Source organism: Nocardia sp. NPDC049526 (assembly GCF_044465765.1).
In the GTDB taxonomy this organism is placed as follows: Bacteria; Actinomycetota; Actinomycetes; order Mycobacteriales; family Mycobacteriaceae; genus Nocardia.
The window spans coordinates 23,589-46,458 of sequence record NZ_JBITMA010000015.1 but is presented as its reverse complement, the minus strand read 5'-3'; the positions used below and the strand labels follow the sequence as shown (position 1 = coordinate 46,458).

The window sequence follows — 22,870 nt, the reverse complement described above, 5'->3', positions numbered from 1 at the left end:
GGGGCTCAGCCGAATTCGGGTGCGGACTCCGCGATGGGCCGGACATCGGCGTAGGCCGTATCGGCGATGTGCGGCGGGGCCGGGCATTTACCGAGTTCGGCCGCGATTTCGGTGGCGCGGTCGAAGCTCTCGCATTCCACGATCCAATATCCGGCGAGCACCTCCTGCGTTTCGGCGTAGGGACCGTCGGTCACGAACGGTGCACCGTTCTTGGTGGTGATGCGGCGGGTGTGCACCGGTTCGGCCAGACCGCGCGTCTCGACCAGCTCTCCGGATTCCGCCAACTTCTTGTTGAGGTTGCCCATGAACTCGGCCATGGCCGCGAAATCCTCGGCACTCCATGCGGGTTTGCCGGTGTCCTTGCCGACCATGCCTTCGTAGTCCTGCTGCGAGCCGTAGCTCAGGATCATGTATTTCACGACAACTCCTCCGCTCTGGCGGCGTCCTGTTGGCGCCGCTCGTCAGATACGTCGCAGCCGCTGACCATTCTCGGACATGTCCGCCGAAAATACTTCCGACCGCACTAGTTGGGTGTGCGCGGCCGATCACGCGATGCTGCGCCGATGCTGATGAGACCCTGCTGCGGTGGAGACCGACATCGAGCAGCCGATCTGGCGACGTCACCGGATAACGGCGGTCGACCGCGTCTGGACGCCGTGCATCGATGGCCGCCCGGCCTTCGACGTTCGAGGTCTCCGCTGCGTGCCGTAAGAGTTGACGATCATCCATCGTGGTGCGGTACCCGAAATGCCGGGTACGTCTGCGGCCGCCGTAGGAAGCGCAACACGTGACATGCTGGGGGACATGGTGATCGATGGAGTTGTCGCGTCCGGGTTCGAGGCGGTGCGGGAGGTATTCGCGGCGAATTTCGCCGAGCAGGGAGATGTCGGAGCGGCGGTCGCGGTGTATCGGGATGGCAGGCCGGTGGTGGATTTGTGGGGTGGGTTTGCCGATCCGGAGGGCGAGCGGCCGTGGGAGCAGGACACGCTGCAGCTGGTCTATTCGTCGACCAAGGGCGTCACCGCGACGGTCGCGCATCTGCTCGCCCAGCGTGGTGAACTCGATCTGGACGCGCCGGTCGCGCGGTACTGGCCGGAATTCGCGGCGGCGGGTAAGGACGACATACCGGTGCGATGGCTGTTGACCCATCAGGCGGGACTCGCGGCGCTGGATAAGCCCGTGCCGCTGGCGGATGCACTGGCGTGGGGGCCGATGGTGGAGGCGCTTGCCGCGCAGACGCCGAATTGGCCGCCCGGCACCGCGCACGGCTACCACGGGCGGACTTTCGCCTGGCTCGTCGGTGAGGTCATCCAGCGCGCGGCGGGGCGAACCGTCGGGCGGATTCTGGCCGAGGATATCGCCGGACCGTTCGGTGTCGAGTTCTTCATCGGTTTGCCCGAGTCCGAACGGCATCGTGTCAGCCGACTCGTGTTCGCGCCCAAGATCGATCTGGCAGCGGTTCCGGACGAGTTCGTTCCGGAGGAATTCCGGCCGATGGTCGTCGCGATGCGTGATCCGGAGGCGCTGGTCAACCGTGCCTTCCAGGTCACCGATCCGGCCGATATCGATTTCAACGATCCCACGGTGCATGCCGCCGAGATCCCGTCGAGCAACGGCATCGGCACCGCGCGCGGCCTCGCCCGGCTCTACGCGGCAACCATCGGCGAGGTCGACGGCGCCCGCCTGCTGACCCCCGAAACTCTCGCCGCCGCAACCCGCGAACAAACCGCTGGCATCGACCGCGTCATAATGTTGCCCAACCGCTACGCCTCCGGATACATGCTCCCCACCGAAGGTTTCGCACTAGGAGGCCCCAAGTCCTTCGGGCATCCAGGCCGCGGCGGCTCCCTCGCCTTCGCCGATCCGGACACCGGCATCGCCTTCGCATACGTCACCAACTACATCATCGAAGGCGCACCTGACCTGCGTGCCCGCAACCTCGTCGACGCGGTGACCAACGCCATCGCCTAGCACTGGACCGACGCGCGGTTCAGCGCAGGGTGCGGATCCAACCTCGGGTGTCGGCCGGGTCGATGACGTCGTCGAGTTCCAGGACGGTGGCGGCGGTCAGAGCCTTGCCGTTGGCATAGGCGAGCTGGACGAGGTTGTCGAAGGCTTCCTGGCGTTTATCGGAGTCTTCGATAGCCGCGAGTTCTTTGGCGAAGCCGAGCCGGACCGCACCCTCCAGGCCCATACCGCCGATTTCGCCGGTGGGCCAGGCGATTACGAAGCGCGGGGCGCGGAAGGAGCCTGCGGCCATGGCCTGTGCGCCGAGGCCGTAGCCCTTGCGGATGATGACGGTGCCGAGTGGGACGGTCAGCGCGGCGGAGTCGATGAACAGCTTGCTGAACTTGGTGACGGTCGCTTCCTTCTCCGCCTCCGGACCGACCATGAAACCCGGTGTGTCGCACAGGGATACGATCGGCAGGCGGTGGGCGTTGCAGAGTTGCAGGAATGCGCTGAGCTTGTCGGCGGCGGGGGCATCGATCGCACCGCCGAGGTGGTGGCAGTCGTTGGCGATGAGCCCGAAGGGGCGGCCTTCGACGCGGATGAGTGCCGTGACCACGCCGACGCCCCAGTCCCGGCGCAGTTCGACGATCGAGTCGAGGTCGGCTACCGCGGCGATGACTTCGCGGATGTCGAAGGCGCGCAGCCGGTTCTCGGGCACCACGTGGCGGGCGACGCGTGGATCCGGTGCCGTCCAATCCTGTAGTGGCCCTTGGAAATACGAGAGATAGCGACGGGCTGTGGCGACCGCGTCCGCCTCGTCCGCAGCGACGATGTGCACGACACCGTTGCGGCGTTGGACGTCGATGGGGCCGATGTCTTCGGGTGCGTAGACCCCGAGTCCGCCGCCCTCGATCATTGCCGGACCGCCCATACCGATATTGGCATCGGGGGTCGCGATGACCACATCGCACATGCCGAGCAGCGCCGCATTGCCCGCGAAGCAGCGTCCGGAGACGATGCCTACCAACGGGACTCGACCCGACAGCGCGCCCATCGCACGGAAGGTGGTCACATCGAGGCCCGAGATGCCCGAGTAGTCGGTATCCCCCGGTCGCCCGCCGCCGCCCTCGGTAAAGAACACCACGGGTATGCGCTGTTCGTGTGCGAGTTCCAGCATGCGATCGGTTTTGGCGTGATTGCGCATGCCCTGGGTGCCGGCCAGCACGGTGTAGTCGTAGGACATGACCAGTGCCCGCGCGGCTTCCGCGCCGAATCGGTCGGCGTTGATGGTGGCGATGCCGCCGATCAGCCCGTCCGCGGGTGTGTTGGCGATCAAATCCTCGGGGCTGCGGCGTAGGCGCTGTGCGGCGACGGCGAGGGCGCCGTATTCGAGGAAGCTGTCCTCGTCGACGAGGTCGGCGATGTTCTCCCGGGCGGTACGGCGGCCGAGCTTATGCCTTTTCGCGACAGCGGCCGGGCGGCCCACATCGAGTCCGATTCGATGCCGCGCGCGCACTTCACGCAGATCAGTACGGACCGCATCCAGGTCGACAGCCTCGATATCGGCGGCCGGACCGTCATGATCGGTCGCGACCCAAGTCAATAGCAACGCATGCGGATCGACCGTCGCACCCGGTGTCACCAGATGGCGCGACACCCGCAGCGGCCGCTCGGCCCGCAGCACATGCTGCATCTTCATTGCCTCGAGTACAACGACTTCCGCGCCGGCCGCAACAATGCTGCCCGGCTCCGCCAAGGTCACGACGGTACCGCCCATGGGCGATCGCATGCCCTGCTCATCGTCTTCGAGCGCAACCTGGATATCGGCCGCTGCCGCCGGATTTCGATGCTCGGCGAGCGCATGCGAGGGATCTCCTGTCGCCGAGTCGACCGCGCGCTGGGCCACAGTAGGCACGTAATCGACTGCCCGACCGAGAAGTTCGCCGATGCTCTCCTCGAACCATGAAGTGGAAACACTGACCCCATCGGCGAGCTGATCCAACACCGCACGCAGCAAACTCGTGTTGGTATCGACACCGGCAATCACGGTTTCCGCCAACGCATCCGAACACCGCCGCACGGTAGCCGAATACGTCGGCGCCTGCGCGATAACCTTCGCCAGCAAGGAATCGAACTTCGCCCCCTGCCGCATGCCCGTGAACGCCGCGGTATCCACCCGAACGCCCACCCCGGTCGGCGCGGCGAATTCCGTCAGCACACCGGTACTCGGCAGAACCTCCCCACCCACCGTGACCAGCTCGGCGTTGACGCGCGCCTGCACCGCGACCCCCCGCACAAAGCCATTCGCTCGAACATCACGACCCGTCGTGTCCGGCGCAAGGTCGCCGATAGCGAGGTCGTGCAGGGCAGCACCGCGGGCCAGATCGAGTTGGACTGCCACCAGGTCCACGCCGGTTACCGCCTCGGTGACGGTGTGTTCGACCTGGAGGCGCGGGTTGACCTCGAGGAACCAGGCGTCGGTCGCGGTGACCAGGAATTCGACGGTGATTACGCCGCGGCAGCAGACCGATTCCGCTATGCGGATGGCGTCGCGATGGAGTCGTTCTCGAAGGGCGGCAGGCAGATTCGGGGCCGGAGCGATTTCGACGAGTTTCTGGTGGCGGCGTTGGATACTGCAGTCGCGGTCGCCGAGGGTGATGGCTCGGTGTCCGTCCGCGATGACCTGGACCTCGATATGGCGCGCATCCGCGGCCAGCGCTTCGGCGTATACGGTGTCATCGCCGAAACCGGCGCGCGCTTCGGACCGGCAGCGGTCGAGTGATTCGGCGAGTGCGTCCGCGGTTTGGACCGCACGCATGCCACGTCCGCCGCCCCCGGCTGCGGCCTTCAGCATCACACCGTTGGGGTGGTCGGCGAAGAACGCGGAAATTTCCGCCAGGTCCGCGCCGACGGACGTCGCGGGCAGGACCGCGACTCCGACCTGGCGTGCGGCCTCGCGCGCCGACAATTTATTGCCGAAAATGCGCAGTACCTCAGGTGAAGGCCCGACGAACACCAGACCGGCGGCCGCACATGCCGCCGCGAAATCGGCACTCTCACTGAGGAATCCGTAGCCGGGATGCACCAGCGCATCGGCGCAGGCGCCCTTGGCCGCGGCGACTACAGCGGCGATGTCGAGATATGCGGCGGCACCGATGCCCGGCAACTGGACCGCGTCATCGGCCAGGAGCACCGGCAGGCCCGCCGCCTCTTCACCGGTGTAGAGCGCGAGGGTGGAGTAATTCCGCTCGCGTGCCGTCCGGATCACCCGGACCGCCACCTCACCCCTGTTCGCCACCACCACATGCATGCCGACAGTCTGCGTTGACATTGACGTCAATGTCAACGACCATGAGTCCATGACACAGGCAGGCTGGTCGGTGCGCGCGGCGCGGGAACGATCCGATACCGATCGCCATCGCGCGCTACTCGAGGCCGCCGCCCGCGTCTTCGCCGAGCGCGGCTACGAGAAGACCACCGTCGCCGATATCACCGCCGCCGCAGGCGTTTCCCGCGCGACGATGTATGTCTACTTCGCTTCCAAGGATGAAATCTTCCTCGCCCTCGCCGCCCGGGTCCGCGACGATTTCCTCACCGCCCAGGAACCCGATATCGATACCGACGATCCCCGAGTGATGCTGGCGGCCACCATCGATGCCTTCGCCGCCGCGGTCCGCAATGCCGGCCCCATGCTGCGCCTCATCGATGAACGAGGTGCCGTCGACGACCGAGTCGCCGTACTCGCCCGGGAAATCGCCGAACGCCCCATCCGCCGCTTCACCCGCTACCTCGAACGCCTCCACGCCGCAGGCCGCATCTCCCCCACCGTCCCGCCACGAATCATCGCCGAAACCATCGGCTACGCCCTGACCCGCGGCACCCTCAGCCGCGCAGACGCCACCCCACGCGCCCGCGCCACCTACCTGGTCCACATGCAGACGGTTGCCGAAACCCTATTGGCTCCAAGCTGATTCACCCGAATCCCGGATATGCCCCCTATCGCCGCCTGCCGAATTCGCGGCACTCTTGCCAACCCAGGCCCGCGCCTTCCGCCTGGCTCGCAGGTGCACGGTGCCTGCTGTTCGAGAAGCCGGGCCCGGGCACCGGCTATGCGAACGGCTTCAGCCTGCATCGCGGCGTGGGCTGCAGCGCCGTGCTTCAGCGGCGACCCGTTGCCGAAACTCGCTGGGGCTCAACCCGACCCACATGCATCGACCCCGCGGCACCGGGTTCAACGGCAATAGCGCACCTCGGCTGCCGCGCCTAGGCGATCCGCTTGCCCGCCTGGCCTCTCGGCTTGCGGCCGGGCCGGGCGGCACCTGCAGCACCGTCGAAGGTGAGTACCCCGTCCTCCAGGGGGGCCTTGCGTAGTAGCGCGCGGTCGCGGAAGTAGTTGTTGATGACCCGCCAGGGGCCACGGGCGCCCTGGCGGGGCATGACGCCGTCGCCGCGTTGGATGTAACCGGAGGTCAGGGCGCCACCCATCAGTGACTGATCGGAGCGATCGGCGTCTTCGGCGATCGCGACGACCTTGGTGTAGCCGTGGGCCTTCATGTGGTTGAGGAGGCGGCAGAAGTATTCGGCGGCCAGATCTGCCTTCAGCGTCCACGATGCGTTCGTGTAGCCGAGGACCAGCATCGCGTTGGGGATGCCATCGAGCAGGGCGCCCTTGTAAACCACGTGCTCGCGAGTCGACACCGGCTCCCCGTCCACGTCGAGCGCAGCGCCGCCGAGGATCTGCACGGTGAGACCGGTTGCGCTGATGACGATATCGGCGGGTAGTTCCTCCCCGGATGCGAGCCGAATGCCGGTTTCGGTGAGGCGGTCGATGTGATCGGTGACGATCGATGCCTTACCGCTGCGCAGCACCTTGAACAGGTCGCCGTTCGGGACGACGCACAGCCGCTGGTCCCACGGGTTGTACGACGGAGTGAAGTGCCGCATATCGATCTGCTTGCCGAGTTGCATCCGCACCGCGGCGAGCAGCAGCTTCTTCGGCAACTCGGGATTGGTGCGCGAGAGCTGGAAGCTGGCCCGCTGCAAGGCGATATTGCGTGCCCGGCCGGCCCGATAGGCGATCTTCTCCGGCACGCGCGCGTATTTCATGCCGACCGCTACCGGGTCGTCGGCCGGCAGTGCGGTGATGTAGGTGGGCGAGCGCTGCAGCATGGTGATGTGCGCGGTGTCGTCGGCCATCGCCGGAACCAGCGTTATCGCGGTCGCGCCGCTGCCGATCACCACTACGCGCTTTCCGCGGTAGTCGAGTCCCTCCGGCCAGTGCTGTGGATGCACGATCTGCCCGCGGAAGTCCGCCTCGCCCGGGAACCGCGGGCGGTATCCGTTGTCGTAGTCGTAGTAGCCGGTGCAGCCGACGAGGAAGTTGCTGGTGTAGATCTCGGTCTCGCCGGTCTGCTCGTCGAGCGCCTCGACGGTCCACAGCTCGGCTTCGCTCGACCAGCTGGCCTTGGTCATCTTGCGCCCGAAGCGTATGTGCTCGGTGACGCCGTATTCCGCGGCGGTGTCTTCGATGTACTGGCGGATGTGCGGTCCGTCGGCGAGTACCTTGGTGCCGATCCATGGACGGAAGCCGAAGCCGAAGGTCAACATGTCGGAGTCGGAGCGGATGCCCGGGTACCGGAACAGATCCCAGGTCCCGCCGATGGTGGAACGGCGTTCCAGGATCGTATAGCTGCGTCCGGTCTGCTCGCGGGTGAGATGGCACGCCATCCCGATGCCGGACAGGCCCGCGCCGATGATCAGTACGTCGACATGCCGCGTCATTGAGGTAATCCGTTTCGTCTGCTCACACCCGAGCACCCTTGCCCGACCGTCTCCCAAGATTACCTGTTATCCCCAGTAACGTCTAGCCGTCCTGGTCCGACAAATGCTTCGTTGGCGGAGCGCTCTCGATGTTCGGGGATCCCGGTATCTTCGCGCGTGCCGCCACGGCGATGCCGTCTCGGGGTGTAGTCGTTTCGGTCTTCCAGGTCACTTCATCGCCGGTGAGGAAGTCGAGGAACGAGGTGGGGTCGAACGCTTGCGCAGGCGTGAGGGCCCCGTGCGGTTGGCGGCCGGTCGCAAGACGGCGGGCAGCTTCGACAGCGATCACCGCGGTGAGCCGATAGCCGTCGGTGCCGGTCACCCAGCCACGTGATCGGGTTCCGTCAGGGGCCGTGGCTTCGGCCAGCATCAGCCACCGCCCGGCGCGGCGGGCTTCTTCGTCGACGGTGGTCGGGATCGTTTCGACGATGTCGGGGGTCAATGCGGTGAATAGCCCGGCGACCTCGGAACGGATCGCACTACGCACGCGACGGGCCCGGACGTGGCGCGGAATCGTCACCACACCGGGGAGTGCGAATGTTTCGACCGGCACCGGATCCGGCTCTCCGGGCGGGGTGATCGGAGACTGTGGGGAGACGGCGGCCGGACGCCATGCTCCGTCGCTGTATTCGAGTGCTCCTTCGGCGAATACCGAGGCCATCGAGCGGGCGGTGCCCCGAGAGGCGCTACCGGGTAGGCGGAGATCAGCGATGACCAGGTCGTCGACGGCTGTTAGCGGAGCAGCGGCGAGGTGGGCGATGAGGTCGCCGGGGCCACCGTCGTCGGCCATGGCAGGCACGACAGTGACGCCCGCGCGGGCCGCCGGCTCGCCGTACTCGTCGAGGATGTGGTGGATGTAGTGCTGCTCGCCCGCGGTGTCCACGTAGTGAGACCGGGCGGCGATCGCCGCCTGGACAACCGGTTCGCCCCACAGCGTGAACGGGCCGGCACAATTCACTACCGCCGCGCATCCATCGAAGGCGGCCGCCAGCGCAGCAGTGTGGTCGAGACCTGCGACGCGGAGTTCGGCGCCGGTCGCTCCGGCGGTATCGGCCGCAGCGCGCAGTCTTGTCTCGTCCCGCCCCACCAGCACCGGATCCATGCCTCGGCGACGGATCTCGGCCACAACGAGCCCGCCGGTGAATCCGGTTGCCCCGTAGACGGCAATTCTCATGGTGTGACTACCTCAGCTCTTCTTATCGGAACACCGATGAACGATCGGCTTACGACAAGACGCTATGCATTGAAGACGGGACGCCAAATATCCAGAAGGCCGGAAAAGATGTCTGTTCGTCCACACTCTGCAATGCCAACCGTATGATCGGGCGAGTGGATGTCCTCACCGACGCCGTCGCGGCCATGCGCATCGGCACGCCGCACTCTTCGCGCACGCAGATACGCGCCCCATGGGGAGTGCGGTTCCCACCCCAGGACGGCGCCGGCTTCCACGTGGTGTTACAGGGATCGTGCTGGCTGCTGCGGGCGCACGGTGAGCCGATTCGCCTAGAAGTCGGCGATGTCGCATTCCTACCCCGGGAACTGGGCCACGCACTGGCCGACAGCCCGACCACGCCACTGGCCGAAACCGGCTCTCCCGCAGTTGCTGCGACAGGAAGTGGTGCCCTTACGGTGCTGCTGTGCGGTGCATACCGTCTCGATCAAGGACGAATTCATCCGCTCCTGGCCGAACTGCCCGATGTGGTCCACCTGCCCGCCCGCGTGGGACGGCACTCGTCACTGCGCGGGGCGATCGACCTGCTCGGCCTCGAATTGGACACCGAGAACCTGCCCGGCACCTCGGGCGTGATCGCGGCACTGCTGGAGGTGCTCTTGCTGTACATGCTGAGAGCCTGGCATCGGGAACAGACCGGCATATCCGGCTGGAGCGCAGCGCTCAGCGATCCGGCGATTTCGTCCGCACTGCACGCCATGCACCGTGACCCTGCCGCGCCGTGGACGGTGAAAAGCCTTGGCATGCAAGCCGGGTTGTCGCGCTCGGCGTTTGCGCACCGGTTCGCCAGCATCGTCGGCAGCACACCACAGTCCTATCTGACCTGGTGGCGGATGACCCTCGCAGTGCGGTTGCTCCGCGATACCGATGAACCACTGCGGGGCATTGCCCGCCGTTGCGGCTACACCTCCGAGTACGCCTTCGCCAAGGCTTTCAAACGCGAATTCGGAACCGCACCCGGCCGATACCGCACCCGGGCAGCCTGACCGCAGCACCGAAATGCCGGTGGCTCGGTGCGGGCGATCAGAAAAGCGCGCGAGTCTGTACTTGCCCGGTGATTGCGGCGGGAGTCTGATTGCGAACGTTGCAACCGTGCACTCGACGCGCAACTGCACGCCACGCAACCGCGACCATGGATTGCTTGCCGATCGCCCGCGACCGCCCCGGCGTCGAGCGCACCGACTCCCTCGACCACAATGGACAGCCGACTCCGCCGGTCGGGCGGAGCCGGAACACGCAGTAAAGGGAGTTCATGACCAGCCCAACCCGGTGGCGCCGCCGCCTGCCCGACACCGCGACCAGCCCCGCAGGCGGGTCGCCGACCCTGAAGCGCAGCCTGGGTCGGATCGACCTCACGGCCATGGGGGTGGGCACGATCGTCGGGGCGGGCATCTTCGTCATCACCGGGGTCGCCGCCGCCGAGAAGGCCGGGCCGTCGATTGTGCTGTCGTTCCTGCTGGCCGGGACTGTCTGTGTGCTGGTCGCGCTCTGCTACAGCGAGCTGGCGGCCATGGTGCCGGTCTCCGGCAGTGCCTACACCTATACCTACGCCACCCTCGGCGAAGGTCCGGCGTTCCTGGTCGGCTGGAATCTGCTGCTCGAATTCGTCATCGCGGGCGCGGCCGTGGCGATCGGCTGGTCCGGCAGCGTCGTCTCGGCGCTGGACTCCATGTTCGGCGTCGCCCTGCCCGGCGCGATCACCGCGGGCCCGTCCGAGGGCGGCATCGTCAACCTGCCCGCCGTGCTCATCATCGGTGTCATCGTCGCGGTGCTCGTCGGCGAGGTCTCGCTGACGGCCCGGATCACCAAGGCGCTGGTGGCCGTGACGATCGGCGTGCTGGTCCTGGTCGTCGCGATCGGCACACCGCATATCGATATCGGCAACTGGACCCCGTTCGCGCCATTCGGATTCGGTGGCATCGTCGGCGGCGCCGCGATCGCCTTCTTCGCCTTCCTCGGATTCGACGTCGTCGCCGCATCCGCCGAGGAGGCGCGCAACCCACGCCGCGATATCCCGTTCGCGATCATCGGCACGGTCCTGATCGCCACCTTGCTCTACGCACTGGTCAGCGCCGTACTCACCGGCATCGCACCATTCGCCACCCTGAACAACGCCTCGCCGATCGCGACCGCCTTCGGGAATTTGCAGGTCGGCTGGATCGGCAATGTCATCGTGATCGCCTCGATCATCGCGCTCACGAAGGGCCTGTTGCTGATCGTCTACGCACAGGTCCGGCTGATGTTCGCGATGTGCCGCGACCGACTGCTGCCGCGCGGTCTCGCCGAAACCGGTAAACGCGCCACTCCGGTCCGGCTGACACTGCTGCTCGGTGTCGTCTGCGCGACCATTGCCGGTCTGCTGCCGATCGATATCGTCGTGGAATTGGTGAATATCGGTGCGCTGTCGGCTTTCGCGGTTGTTTGTGTCGGAGTGCTGGTGTTGCGAAAGCTGGAACCGAATCGGGAACGGCCGTTCCGCACCCCATGGGTGCCGCTGGTGCCCATTCTCGCGCTGATCGGCTGCGTACTGCTGGCAACCACATTGGACGGGCTGACCTGGGTGCGTTTCGCGGTCTGGGTGCTCGTCGGCATTGCGGTCTACCTGGGCTACTGCCGTAAACGCTCCACCCTCGCCGACCCGACCATAACTGACTCAACGGTTTCTGCCGACCGGTAACCGGCGCGATATTCGCCATTGGGATCTTGCACGAATGCATTCCCAGACATTGCGTCCCAGAGGTGAATTCGGCACGCTCTCTGGGTAAGAGCCACGGCGCACACCCCGGCGGCCGGGCCGGAGAGGACGACGACCCGATATGTCCGATGACGAGAAGCAGATCCGAATCCTGATCGAGCGGTGGGCGGCGGCGGTGCATACCGGCGACCTTGCCGGTGTAGTCACCGATCACGCCGACGATATCGTGATGTTCGATGTGCCCCCGCCGAATGAAGGTGTGCGTGGCATCGACGCCTATCGGGATACCTGGCCCGGCTTCTTCGAATGGCAGGCCTCGGGTGCGACATTCGACATCGTTTCGCTGGAGGTAGAGGCGGGCGCAGACGTGGCATTCGCGCATGCGCTGCTGCTGTGCGGCACCGCGGAGGATTTCGCCCGCGATCCGGCCAAGCGCCTGCGGATCACCTTCGGTCTGCGCAAATGGTACGGACGCTGGGTCGTGGTGCACGAACACCACTCCTTCCCCGACGACACCGCGGCACCCGAGGCCTGAACTCAGCCTGGTTCGCTACGGTGGCATCGAGCGCAACGATGCAGCGACCGCCGGTGGCGCGGTGCACCGTTGCCGCGAATACGGCATCGAGTGCACCGGGAGTTCCACGTGAATCAGCCTGATAGCGAACCCTTTTCGAACCATGCGGGCACCCGCCCAGCGGCCTGGTACGAGAACTGGACGGAGGTACCCGATTCGCCGTGGCGGGACCGGCCCGAGCCCGTCGGCGAACGCGAGTACCGCACACTCACCTACGAGCGCGACGGGCGCATCGCGCGCATTACCTTCAACCGCCCGGAGAAGGGCAATACGATCACCCCGGACACCCCGGTCGATCTCGCGCACGCGGTCGAGCGGGCCGACCTGGATCCGCGGGTGCACGTCATCCTGGTATCCGGGCGCGGCAAGGGTTTCTGCGGCGGCTATGACCTGGACATGTTCGCCGAACAGGGCAGCCACGGTGTCGACAGCTCGACCGACACCACCGGCACGGTAGCCGATCCGGTGGTGCAGGCGGCCAATCACAATCCCTTGGGCACTTGGGATCCGATGATCGACTACGCCATGATGAGCCGGTTCAACCGCGGTTTCGCCAGCCTCATGAACGCGAACAAGCCGACCGTCGCGAAACTGCACGGCTTCGCCATCGCGGGCGGTACCGATATCGCGCTCTACTCCGACCAGATCATCTGTGCCGACGACACCAAAATCGGCTACCCGCCCACCCGCGTATGGGGTATTCCGGCGGCGGGCATGTGGGCCCATCGCCTCGGCGATCAGCGCGCCAAGCGGCTGCTGTTCACCGGTGACTGCATCAGCGGAAAGCAGGCCGAGGAATGGGGCCTCGCGGTCGAATCGTGTCCAGCCGACGAACTCGACGAGCGCGCCGAGGCATTGGTGGCACGCATCGCACGCATGCCGATCAACCAGCTGATGATGGCCAAACTGGCGCTCAATTCGGCGCTGCATTCGCAGGGCGTGACGAATTCCGCGATGATCAGCACGGTGTTCGACGGGATCTCGCGCCACACGCGTGAGGGTTACGCCTTCCAACTGCGTTCGGCCACCGTGGGTTTCCGCGAGGCTGTGCGCGAACGCGACGAACCATACGGCGACTACAAGCGCGCCCAGTTCCGCGCCGAGGAATAACGCGCTAGCGCACGTGCGGCACCATCCACGATCGGGATGTGAACGCCGCGAAGAACATTCTGGCCGCAGGACGTGCGGACAGCCCAACGCCTGTGGAGCTGGTGTCAGACTTGGCCTCGGCCGAGCGACCGGCGTCGAAGCAGGAACTCCGGAAGCGCGGCATAACCCGCACAGACCGGAATCTCCCGCCTCCAAGCGGGAGAGGACGTCAACGATGTCGGATGCACGACAGGCGTGATCGTCCGATACTTCTTCCACGGCGTGGTCCCCGAACGCGGCACCCGCTGCCACGATTGATACCGGAAACGGCGGGGTCGTGGCGCTCGATAGAAATTCGAGAACGGGAGGACCGGGGGATGTCGGATATGCGGGCGGAGTTCGGGGTGCTCGGGCCGGTGCAGTTGACGATCGATGAGGTCGTGCAACCGCTCGGTGGTGTCAAACAGCGTGCGGTATTGGCGTATCTGGTGATAAATGCGAACCGGCCGGTGTCGACGGAAGCGCTGGCACAGGCGGTATGGGAAGAGAATCCGCCGCCTGATATCCGGATCAGCCTGCACACCATCGTGTCGAATCTGCGAAAGCCACTGCGGGATGCCGGACTCGACGCGCGCACGATCCTTTCGCGCGCCGGCACGGGCTACCGGATCACGGTGCCCGCCGACAGCTGCGATGTTCAGCGGTTCCGTACGCGCAAGGAATCCGGATTGCGGGCCATGGCCGCGGGCCGGTTCTCGGTGGCCAGCGAGGTGCTCTCCAGCGCGCTCGTGCAGTGGCGCGGCACGGCGCTGGCGGACCTGCAGGGCCTCGGCTTCGCCGACGCCTTCGCCACCGCCCTGGACGACGAACGGATCGGTGTCATCGAGGCCCGCGCCCAGGCCGAGATCGCGCAGGGCCGGGCCGACGGCGTCCTCGCCGAGCTGGCCGAAATGGCCGACAGATATCCGCTGCGCGAACCGCTGTGGGAGCAACTGATCACCGCGCTGTACGTGAGCGGTCGACAGAGCGACGCACTCGAGGCGCTGCGCCGGTTGCGGGTGACACTCGCCGATGAACTCGGCATCGATCCGGTGGCCTCGATACGCGAACTCGAAGCCAAGATGCTGCGCCAGGAACCGCTCACCCCGCCCGCCGATGCCGTCGCATCGGCACTGCGCGCCACCACCGTCGTCGACCTGATAGCACCCGGATCCCAAGCATACCTTCGGGATTCGACCGGGCAGGCGTTCCCGATCACGGGCCCGTTCACCCGCATCGGCCGGCTGCCCGATAACGACATCGTGCTCGACGACGGCAAGGTCAGCCGCCATCACGCCGTGATCGTCAGCAATGGGGTGACGTGCGTGCTGAAGGATCTGTTGTCCTCCAACGGTGTGTTCGTCGGCGGTGTTCGGGTCATCGACGGCGCCGCGCTCACCGATGGTGTGACGATCCGCATCGGCGACACCGAATTCACCTTCGGCATCATGCCGCACAACTGATATGTAGGCGTGTTCTGTCAAGTGGCAGGTGAAAGCGGTCCCGGTAACGTCGGTTGCCGGGACCGCTTTCGTGTGCGGTTGGGCGGGGGGTTTGTCTCGGGTCGTGTCGTAGTTGGCGACGGCGTGGTCAGACTGATATGCGCGGGTTGGTTACCGCAGGACGACTGTTCGATGGGGACGGCGCCGCTGGTCTAGCGTCGGGCATCGCGACGCGAAAAGCGTTGCTGCCCATAGTTGTGTCACGGATCGTCCCGCACGCCGACTCGAGGGTTGACTCGCCTGGCCGCGGTCTCGGGACGGCGTCAGCCGTCATCGAGGATGGCCAGTGACCAGCACCAGCCAGCGAGTTCACGGGCGACGGCAACGTTGGCGATCACGGGGCGTTTGTGGTGGGCGGTGAACTGCTCCCACCGGTGGTGCAGTCGGTGGTTGCCGGCGTGGCCGCGCACGCGGGCCACGGCCGGGGCCAGCGCCCATCGTGCGCCCATGGTGGCGGTCGGGTTTCGGTAGGAGCGGCGGTGGTGCCAGGCGGCCTCGACCAGTAGACGCCGGGCGTGGGTGTTGCCGGTCTTGGTGATCGATCCTTGCGTGCGGGTGGCGCCGGAGGAATATTCGGTGGGGACCAGGCCCAGGTAGGCGCCGATCGTCTTGCCGGTGAACCGATCCCAGTTCCCGATTTCCACCGCGAGGGCGAACCCGGTCAGGGTCGAGATCCCGCGCAGACACCCCAACCGGCGCACCACCGGGGTGTAGTCGCTGTCGGCGGCCATCGCGGTGATCGCGGCATCGAGCCGGTCGCGGCGGGTCTTGGTCAGCGTCATCGCCTCGTAGTCGGTGTCGAACGCGGTCTGTAACGCGGCCTGGTCGAAGCGCTGCCCACGCAGCCACAGATCATGCGTCCCGGTCCACGCAGACCCACCGGAATACACGATCCCTTGCCGCAGAAGCAGTTTCGACAGTCGGTGCCGGGCCCGCATCAGATCACCGCGCGCGTCCTCGCGGGCACGGACCAGATCACGAGCCGCTTCCTGGGCCACGGTCGGCACCGCCACCGCCACGATCTCGCCCAGCCGCAGTAGCCGCGCCAGATGCAGGGCATCGCGAGCGTCGGTCTTGATCCGGTCCCCGGCCGGGCGTTGCAGTTTCGACGGTGCGGCCACGATGGTGTCGATCCCGGCCGCGGTCAACGCCCGGTACAGACCGAACCCGGTCGGCCCGGCCTCGTAAACCACTCGGACCGGCCCCGCCAGCCCGGTCAACCACGCCAGGATCTGTCCTGGATCCGGGCACAACCGCTGCCGCTTCAGCTGCCCGGTCTCGTTGTCGATGGCACACGCCACCACCGATAACGCGTGCACATCCAGCCCGACACTCGTACGCTCGATACTCACCGGAGGCCCTCCTGACCTGCAAATGTGGCTCTACCGAAGTGAGTTTCACCCCGGCAACCCACGCGGTTTTGCAGAATCGAGGCCTCCGGCCCCCAAACTCAGTGGGCCTCCATACCGTCTAGCTGGCGTGCTTATCGAACCAGTCCCGTAGTTGGGCTTCGGTTTTCGGTCCGGGGAGCGGGTTTTCCGGTACCAGCGTGCAGAACTGGGCGATCAGGTGGGCATCGGAGTGCACGGCGATCAGGCAGGTCCGGGTGCCGATATCCGGATCGTTGTCCAGGAAGCAGAAGAATCGGCCGATATCCTTGCCCTCGCTGCGCCACACCTCGTCGGTGCCCCCGCCACCGCAGCCGTGTCCACCGAGCACTCCGATATCGGCCCGGTACAGGGTGTCGGCCGACTGGCTGTCCGGGAATCCGTAGAACAGTGCGGACGGATAATCGGGCGGCGTACTGCACGCGATGGCGGCGTTCACCGTGCCGCCGGGCGGCGGCACGTGCCGACAGTTCCCCGGACCGAAGGCACTGCCGAGATCCCCGAAGACGACGCGGTCCTCGGGGGTGAAAAAGTCCGGGTCTCGGGCGGCTTCGGCGGTCAGGAACTGGGTGGCGGCGAACTTGGAAAGGTAGTCGCGCAGCGGCTGGTCGCTCGGCGACGGCCAGATGAAGAAGGCCAGTGCCAGCTGGGGCTCATCGGTCAGCAGCAGGGATGGTTTCGGCGCGTCGGGTGCCTCGGCGCGGTTGGCGACACACGCCTTGCGACCGATCTCCTTGCCCTCGTACATCACCGGGCCGTCCGGGCCGGCGGGGTCACCCGGGCAGTTGGTGGCCTGGAACGTGCGAATCAGGAGGTTGTAGTAGTCGTGCATTGCGTCGAGATTGCGGAACCGCATGTATCGGACCGCCGACTCACTGGCCGCGGGGTGGTCCGGGCAGAAGATGACCGCGACGGTGGTGGAGGCATCAGGCTGCTCATGCTGGCAGGTGGATCGTTTGCGGCCGGTTTGGGCGACGATCTTCAGCAACTCGATATCGGCGCCGCGCAATGCGGTGGCATCAGCGACCGCGGTGCCCTTGCGATCGCCGAGCAAGGTCCAGGCTCCCAATCCAGCTCCAGCGGCGATCACGGCGGCGAGTACCAGGACGAGCGCGGTCAGCATGCGGCGTCGGCGGCGCGGTTCGGCGACCGTGACCCCCTGAGTATCGCGTGTCTCGGCTTCGGGCCGCTCGACATCGGATCGCTCCGTATCGGGTTTCCGGACAACAGATGAGAGATCGTCACGAGTCGCGGTATCGGGCGAGCTGCCTTGTCCCGCTTCGCCATTCGAGGTGCGTTCATCGTGCACCCCGGTCGCGGACACCGCCGTGTGCCCTTCGGTAACCGCACCCGCACTCGTCAGCGCCGCCTCCGCCGCCTGCGCGAGGTCCCCCGCCGCCCGGTAACGTTCGCGCACATTCTTGGCCATACCGCGCTCGATGACGGTATCGAGCGCGGGCGTCACGTTCGGCCGGTTCGTGCTCGGTCGCGGCACCGGCTCGAACAGATGCGCGCTGATGATCTCGGCGTCGGTGGTGCCCCGATACGGCCGCGCCCCGGTGAGGCATTCGTAGAGCACGCACGCCAGCGAGTAAACATCGACCGCGGGAGTCGTGTGCTCGGCACGGAACCGTTCCGGCGCCATATAGCTGAACGAGCCGATCACCGCACCGTGGGTCGTCAACCCGTGATCGGCATCGGAATGTGCGATACCGAAGTCGACCAGATAGGCGAAACCTTCCGGCGTGAGCAGGATGTTGTCCGGTTTGACGTCACGGTGGACCAGCCCTTCGGCATGCGCGGCATCCAATGCCGACGCGATCTGCCGGATCACCGCCACCGCCTGCTGCACAGGCATCGGCCCTTTGCTCTGCAGTACCGACGGCAGGCTCACGCCGTCCACCAGACGCATATCGATGTAGAGGTGACCGTCGATCTCGCCGTAATCGTGAATCGGGATGACATGCGGTTCGCGCAGCCGCGCGGCGGCGTCGGCTTCGCGCTGGAACCGCTCGCGGTACCCGTCGTCCTGCGCGAGCCGTTCGAGGAGCACCTTGATCGCCACACTGCGGCGCTTGCGCATGTCGTAGGCCTCGTACACCTCGCCCATGCCTCCGCGCCCGAGCAGCCGATCCAACCGGTAGTGCCCGAATATCGAGCCCACGGTCAGTGGCTGGCGCTGGCTCGTCATCTCGTCCTCCGCGATGCAGACCGGAGCCCTTCGCTGTCGGTCAACTGTAAGGTCGGCGACCTGCTTTTCGCGCCGCCTGCGGAAATGTTCCCCCTGATTGATCTTCGCCGTGCCGTGTTTGGTTAACCGCTGGTGCTGTCGCGCGGCCGATCGAGCCTCGACGATAGAGTCATGGGATGACCTGGACCGTCGGTTTCGACCTCGATATGACGCTGATCGATTCCCGGCCGGGTGTGTGCAAGGCGATCGAGCAGTTGGCCACGGAGTTCGGCCTGCCACTGCGTGCTGCCGAACTGGCCGACCGGCTCGGCCCGCCGCTGGCGATGCTGCTGGCCGACGCTGGTGCGCCCGAGGAGCTCATTCCGGCACTCGTGACCCGCTATCGCGAGATGTATCCGTCGATCGTGCCCTACATTCCGGCCATGCCCGGCGCCGATGCCGCATTGGATGCCGTCCGTGCACGCGGCGGACGGGTGCTCATCGTGACCGGTAAGCACGAACCGCTGGCCCGGCTGCACGTCGCCGAACTCGGGTGGCGGATCGATGAGGTGGTCGGTGATCTGTGGTCGGACGGCAAGGCGGCGGCATTGCGCGAGCATGGCGCGGACCTGTTCGTCGGCGATCACGAGGGCGACATGCGCGGGGCGCGGGCGGCGGACGTCTACGCGCTCGGGGTCACGACCGGCCCCTGTGATGCCGACGAATTGCGCACGGCGGGAGCGGATTTCGTCCTCGGTGAGCTGACCGAATTCCCGGACTGGCTGGCCGCCCGCTAGCGCCCGCCCGCCGCACCCTCCAGCGCCTCGAACCGCAACGACAACCCGTCCAGCAACGCGCGCAACCCGGTCTCGAAGGCGGCGTCATCGATATCGCGCTGCCGCCCTGACAGCAGATGCGCCTCGTCCAGATGCGGATAATTCCCGCGATAGACCGCCGCGTCCTCCGGGAACCCGCCCGCGAACGACCCCAGCGTCGACCCGGTGACGAAGAAGCGCATGAGCGCACCCACCTGGGTGGCCTCGCGGCGCGGCCAGCCCGCCGCCACGAGACCGCCGAAGACCGCATCGGCCTGCCGCAACGCATTCGACCGTCGACCCATGCCCTGGTTCAAGGCGGGCACCACCTTCGGATGCGCCGCCAGGGCCGCCCGATACGACCTGGCCCAATCGCGCAGTGCCACCCGCCAATCCGAGATATCGGTGAACATGGACAGATCGATCTTGCCGAGGACGGCATCGACCATCGCATCGAGCAGATCGTCCTTGGTGGCCACGTGGTTGTAGAGCGAGGGGCCCTGCACGCCGAGTTCGGTGGCGAGTCGGCGCATCGAAACCGCCTCCAGTCCTTCGGCATCCACCAGATCCAGCGCGGCCGACACAATGCGATCGCGGCTCAGCAAGGGGCGGCGGGGTCTTCCCACGAAATCCTCCTGGTCGATCAATCCAGTGTCACACGGCGGATACCCACAACATCAAACTTGCATCGCTAGTTTATCGATGGTTACCATACGAGAAACTTCCGCTGTTAGTTTTCTTGCCCCGGAGTCGTGATGAACCTGGAACTCTCCGACGAACAGGCCGCAGCCAAGCGCCTCGCCACCGAATTCGTCGACCGCGAGATCGCGCCGCATGCGACGGCGTGGGACCGGGCCGAATCCGTCGATACCGCGATCGTGTCCAAACTGGGCGAAGTCGGGTTCCTCGGCCTGACCATTCCCGAGGAGTACGGCGGCAGTGGCGGCGACCATCTGACCTACTGTCTGGTACTCGAGGAACTCGGGCGCGGTGACTCCGCCGTACGCGGAATCGTCTCCGTATCTTTAGGTTTGGTCACCAAGTCGATCAACCACTACGGCACCGAGGAGCAGAAGCGCACCTGGCTGCCACGCCTGACCACGGGTGCCGCACTCGGTTGCTTCGGCCTCACCGAACCCGGGACCGGTTCCGATGCGGCGCAATTGCGCACCCGCGCGGTCCGCGACGGTGATGACTGGGTGTTGTCCGGGACCAAGATGTTCATTACCAATGGCACCTGGGCCGATGTCGCCCTCGTCTTCGCCCGCACCGGCGGCCGAGGACATCGCGGCATCACCGCATTCCTGGTCCCGACCGACTCCCCCGGCTTCACCGCCCGCACCATCCACGGCAAGCTCGGACTGCGCGGGCAGGCCACCGCCGAACTGGTACTCGACGGCGTCCGGGTCCCCGACAGCGCCCGATTGCACGATGAGGGTAAGGGTTTCACCGTCGCGATGGCGGCGCTGGCCAAGGGGCGGATGTCGGTGGCCGCCGGTTGTGTCGGTATCGCGCAGGCATGCCTGGACGCCGCCGTCGGATATGCCACCGAGCGCGAGCAATTCGGCAAGCCGATCGCGGGGCATCAGCTGGTGCAGGAGTTGCTCGCCGATATCGCCCTCGATGTGGATGCCGCCCGGCTGCTGGTGTGGCGGGTAGCCGATCTGATCGACCGCGGTGCCGAATTCGCCGTCGAGTCGTCGAAGGCCAAATTGTTCGCGAGTGAGGCCGCGGTGCGTGCCGCCGATCGGGCGCTGCAGGTTTTCGGCGGTTATGGCTATATCGATGAATTCCCAGTCGGCAAATATCTGCGCGACGCCAAGGTGATGACCCTGTACGAGGGCACAAGCCAGATCCAGAAGCTGCTGATCGGTCGTGCGCTGACCGGAGTCGACGCATTCTGAAGACCGCCGTATCAACTCCCGAGGAGGATGTTCGATGACCAGATTCACCGACCGGGTCGCCGTGGTCACCGGCGCGGCACAGGGTATCGGCGCGGCCACCGCGCAGCTACTCGCCGCCCAAGGCGCACAGGTCGCGGTGCTCGACCGCACTGCACCCGAGGACACCGTCGAACGGATCGGCGCGGCGGGCGGCGCCGCCCGCAGTTATGTCTGCGATGTCACCGACCGTGCCTCGGTGGAATCCGTATTCGCCGATATCGCAACGGATCTCGGCGGGCCGGACATTCTGGTCAACAATGCGGGCATCACCCGCGACGATCTGTTCTTCCGGCTCTCCGAGGACGACTGGAATGCGGTGCTCGCGGTCAATCTGACCGGTGTCTTCCACTGCACCCAGGCGGCCCAGGAATACATGGTCGCCCAGCGCTACGGCAAGATCGTTTCGCTGTCCAGCCGCTCGGCGCTCGGCAACCGTGGTCAGGCGAATTATGCCGCCGCGAAGGCCGGCATCCAGGGCCTGACCGCGACGCTGGCCATCGAGCTCGGGCCGTACAACATCAATGTCAATGCCGTCGCGCCCGGCTACATTGCCACCGCGATGACGGCCGCGACCGCGAATCGGGTCGGGGTCACGGCCGAAGACCACCAGAAGGCTGTGGCCGAGCGGACTCCGCTGGGCCGCGTGGGACAGCCCGAGGAGGTTGCCGCGGTGATCGCGTTTCTGGCCAGTGACGAGGCGTCCTATGTCAGCGGCCAGACGCTGTACGTCAACGGCGGAGCACGCTGAATTCGCTGGTAGCGACCGGGTTGGTCTGAGAATGGCAGGTGATCGCCGTCAGCGGCGGACACGGCTGTCGGCCGAGGGAGCAGCCCATAAGTGAGATCGCTGGTCGAGGGCTCACCAGGGCACCCTGCCGACGCGATCGAAGAAGCCGCCGGTGGGGCCGTCGGGACCGATGGTCGCGAGATGCACGATGGCATCGGTGCCCTCGGTGACCGTTTGATGCCCTGAGTTCCCGTTCAAATCCGTTGCGGTATAACCGGGATCGGCGGCATTGACCCGCATCTGCGGCAGTTCGCGGGAGTACTGCGTGGTGATCATGTTCAATGCGGTCTTCGAGGAGGGGTAGACCAGCCCGAGGATCTGCGATTCGATCCGGCTCGGATCGGAGGTGATGGCAATCGAACCGATGCCGCTGGACACCATCACGATGCGCGGGTTGGCGGCCGTGCGCAGTAGCGGGAGAAAGGCGTGGGTCACCTGCACAGGCCCGAAAACGTTGGTCTCGAAGACATTTCGGAAATCGCCGGCCACCGTATCGGCGGGAGTGGCGCGCGTACCGCCGATACCCGCATTGTTGATCAGAACATCCAGATGCGGCGTCCGGCCCGCGATGGTCTCGGCGGCTGTCGCGATCGATTCGACGGACGTCACATCCAACTGGACGAACTCGACCTGCAAACCCTGTTCGGCGAGTTCGAACGCGGCCGCCTTACCTCGCTCCGCGTCGCGGGCACCGAGGAATACCTGCCAGCCCAGTTCGGCCAGCCGGCGGACCGTTTCGCGGCCGATTCCCTTGTTCGCCCCGGTCACCAGGGCTGTTGTCGTGTTGGTCATGACTCGACCTTGGCCCGTCACCTGAATCTCGCTCCAGGGCCGATAACTCCTGGGACCGGCAGTACCACCCCGGCG

18 protein-coding genes are annotated in these 22,870 nt (G+C 66.3%); 10 read left to right on the top strand and 8 right to left on the bottom strand.

Going from position 1 to position 22,870, the window contains the following annotated elements; genetic code table 11:
* Positions 1 to 5: 5 nt before the first annotated feature.
* A complete protein-coding gene (locus tag ACIBW7_RS35220) occupies positions 6 to 410 on the bottom strand; it encodes a YciI family protein (protein ID WP_397054291.1) in 405 nt (134 codons plus the stop codon).
* Between the two features lie 394 nt (positions 411 to 804).
* On the opposite strand from ACIBW7_RS35220, the gene ACIBW7_RS35215 reads away from it, so the two are divergent.
* Positions 805 to 1,971 carry a serine hydrolase domain-containing protein gene (locus ACIBW7_RS35215; RefSeq protein ID WP_397054037.1) on the top strand — a complete coding sequence of 389 codons (1,167 nt, stop codon included), beginning with the start codon at positions 805 to 807 and terminating at the stop codon, positions 1,969 to 1,971.
* 19 nt (positions 1,972 to 1,990) lie between these two features.
* On the opposite strand, the gene ACIBW7_RS35210 is transcribed toward ACIBW7_RS35215, so the two are convergent.
* Positions 1,991 to 5,260: a carboxyl transferase domain-containing protein gene (locus ACIBW7_RS35210; protein WP_397054289.1), complete on the bottom strand. Its 3,270-nt coding sequence runs from the start codon at positions 5,258 to 5,260 to the stop codon at positions 1,991 to 1,993.
* A gap of 49 nt (positions 5,261 to 5,309) precedes the next feature.
* Between ACIBW7_RS35210 and ACIBW7_RS35205 the strand changes: the two genes are divergently transcribed.
* Positions 5,310 to 5,921: a TetR/AcrR family transcriptional regulator gene (locus ACIBW7_RS35205; protein ID WP_397054035.1), complete on the top strand. Its 612-nt coding sequence runs from the start codon at positions 5,310 to 5,312 to the stop codon at positions 5,919 to 5,921.
* 292 nt (positions 5,922 to 6,213) lie between these two features.
* On the opposite strand, the gene ACIBW7_RS35200 is transcribed toward ACIBW7_RS35205, so the two are convergent.
* Positions 6,214 to 7,731: a flavin-containing monooxygenase gene (locus tag ACIBW7_RS35200; protein ID WP_397054033.1), complete on the bottom strand. Its 1,518-nt coding sequence runs from the start codon at positions 7,729 to 7,731 to the stop codon at positions 6,214 to 6,216.
* A gap of 82 nt (positions 7,732 to 7,813) precedes the next feature.
* Positions 7,814 to 8,944 (bottom strand): saccharopine dehydrogenase family protein, encoded by a 1,131-nt coding sequence (locus ACIBW7_RS35195; protein ID WP_397054031.1) that lies wholly within the window; start codon positions 8,942 to 8,944, stop codon positions 7,814 to 7,816.
* A gap of 155 nt (positions 8,945 to 9,099) precedes the next feature.
* Between ACIBW7_RS35195 and ACIBW7_RS35190 the strand changes: the two genes are divergently transcribed.
* From ACIBW7_RS35190 to ACIBW7_RS35170, 5 genes are all read left to right on the top strand, one after another.
* Entirely contained in the window at positions 9,100 to 9,987 is an 888-nt protein-coding gene (locus ACIBW7_RS35190) for an AraC family transcriptional regulator (protein WP_397054029.1), read from the top strand.
* Between the two features lie 266 nt (positions 9,988 to 10,253).
* Complete coding sequence (locus tag ACIBW7_RS35185; RefSeq protein WP_397054027.1) at positions 10,254 to 11,678, top strand: APC family permease; 1,425 nt, start codon at positions 10,254 to 10,256, stop codon at positions 11,676 to 11,678.
* 139 nt (positions 11,679 to 11,817) lie between these two features.
* Positions 11,818 to 12,231 (top strand): YybH family protein, encoded by a 414-nt coding sequence (locus tag ACIBW7_RS35180; protein ID WP_397054025.1) that lies wholly within the window; start codon positions 11,818 to 11,820, stop codon positions 12,229 to 12,231.
* A gap of 108 nt (positions 12,232 to 12,339) precedes the next feature.
* Complete coding sequence (locus ACIBW7_RS35175) at positions 12,340 to 13,380, top strand: crotonase/enoyl-CoA hydratase family protein (RefSeq protein WP_397054023.1); 1,041 nt, start codon at positions 12,340 to 12,342, stop codon at positions 13,378 to 13,380.
* Between the two features lie 356 nt (positions 13,381 to 13,736).
* Positions 13,737 to 14,861: a BTAD domain-containing putative transcriptional regulator gene (locus ACIBW7_RS35170; protein WP_397054021.1), complete on the top strand. Its 1,125-nt coding sequence runs from the start codon at positions 13,737 to 13,739 to the stop codon at positions 14,859 to 14,861.
* Positions 14,862 to 15,163: 302 nt separating this feature from the next.
* On the opposite strand, the gene ACIBW7_RS35165 is transcribed toward ACIBW7_RS35170, so the two are convergent.
* Both ACIBW7_RS35165 and ACIBW7_RS35160 read right to left on the bottom strand, forming a co-directional pair.
* Positions 15,164 to 16,252, bottom strand: a complete 1,089-nt coding sequence (locus tag ACIBW7_RS35165; RefSeq protein ID WP_397054019.1) for an IS110 family transposase — start codon at positions 16,250 to 16,252, stop codon at positions 15,164 to 15,166.
* Between the two features lie 118 nt (positions 16,253 to 16,370).
* Positions 16,371 to 18,479: a serine/threonine-protein kinase gene (locus tag ACIBW7_RS35160; protein ID WP_397054017.1), complete on the bottom strand. Its 2,109-nt coding sequence runs from the start codon at positions 18,477 to 18,479 to the stop codon at positions 16,371 to 16,373.
* A 176-nt stretch (positions 18,480 to 18,655) separates the two neighbouring features.
* Here ACIBW7_RS35160 and ACIBW7_RS35155 point away from each other — a divergent pair, with 176 nt between their 5' ends.
* Positions 18,656 to 19,255, top strand: a complete 600-nt coding sequence (locus ACIBW7_RS35155; RefSeq protein WP_397054015.1) for an HAD family hydrolase — start codon at positions 18,656 to 18,658, stop codon at positions 19,253 to 19,255.
* Here the strand turns inward: ACIBW7_RS35155 and ACIBW7_RS35150 are convergent.
* Positions 19,252 to 19,899: a TetR/AcrR family transcriptional regulator gene (locus ACIBW7_RS35150; protein ID WP_397054013.1), complete on the bottom strand. Its 648-nt coding sequence runs from the start codon at positions 19,897 to 19,899 to the stop codon at positions 19,252 to 19,254. The genes ACIBW7_RS35155 and ACIBW7_RS35150 overlap by 4 nt on opposite strands.
* Before the next feature lie 129 nt (positions 19,900 to 20,028).
* On the opposite strand from ACIBW7_RS35150, the gene ACIBW7_RS35145 reads away from it, so the two are divergent.
* Positions 20,029 to 21,177, top strand: coding sequence for an acyl-CoA dehydrogenase family protein (locus tag ACIBW7_RS35145; protein WP_397054011.1), 1,149 nt, complete (start codon positions 20,029 to 20,031; stop codon positions 21,175 to 21,177).
* A gap of 34 nt (positions 21,178 to 21,211) precedes the next feature.
* Positions 21,212 to 21,964: a 3-oxoacyl-ACP reductase FabG gene (gene fabG / locus ACIBW7_RS35140; protein ID WP_397054009.1), complete on the top strand. Its 753-nt coding sequence runs from the start codon at positions 21,212 to 21,214 to the stop codon at positions 21,962 to 21,964.
* Between the two features lie 111 nt (positions 21,965 to 22,075).
* Here the strand turns inward: fabG and ACIBW7_RS35135 are convergent, their stop codons facing one another.
* Positions 22,076 to 22,795, bottom strand: coding sequence for an SDR family oxidoreductase (locus ACIBW7_RS35135; RefSeq protein ID WP_397054007.1), 720 nt, complete (start codon positions 22,793 to 22,795; stop codon positions 22,076 to 22,078).
* Positions 22,796 to 22,870 lie beyond the last annotated feature (75 nt).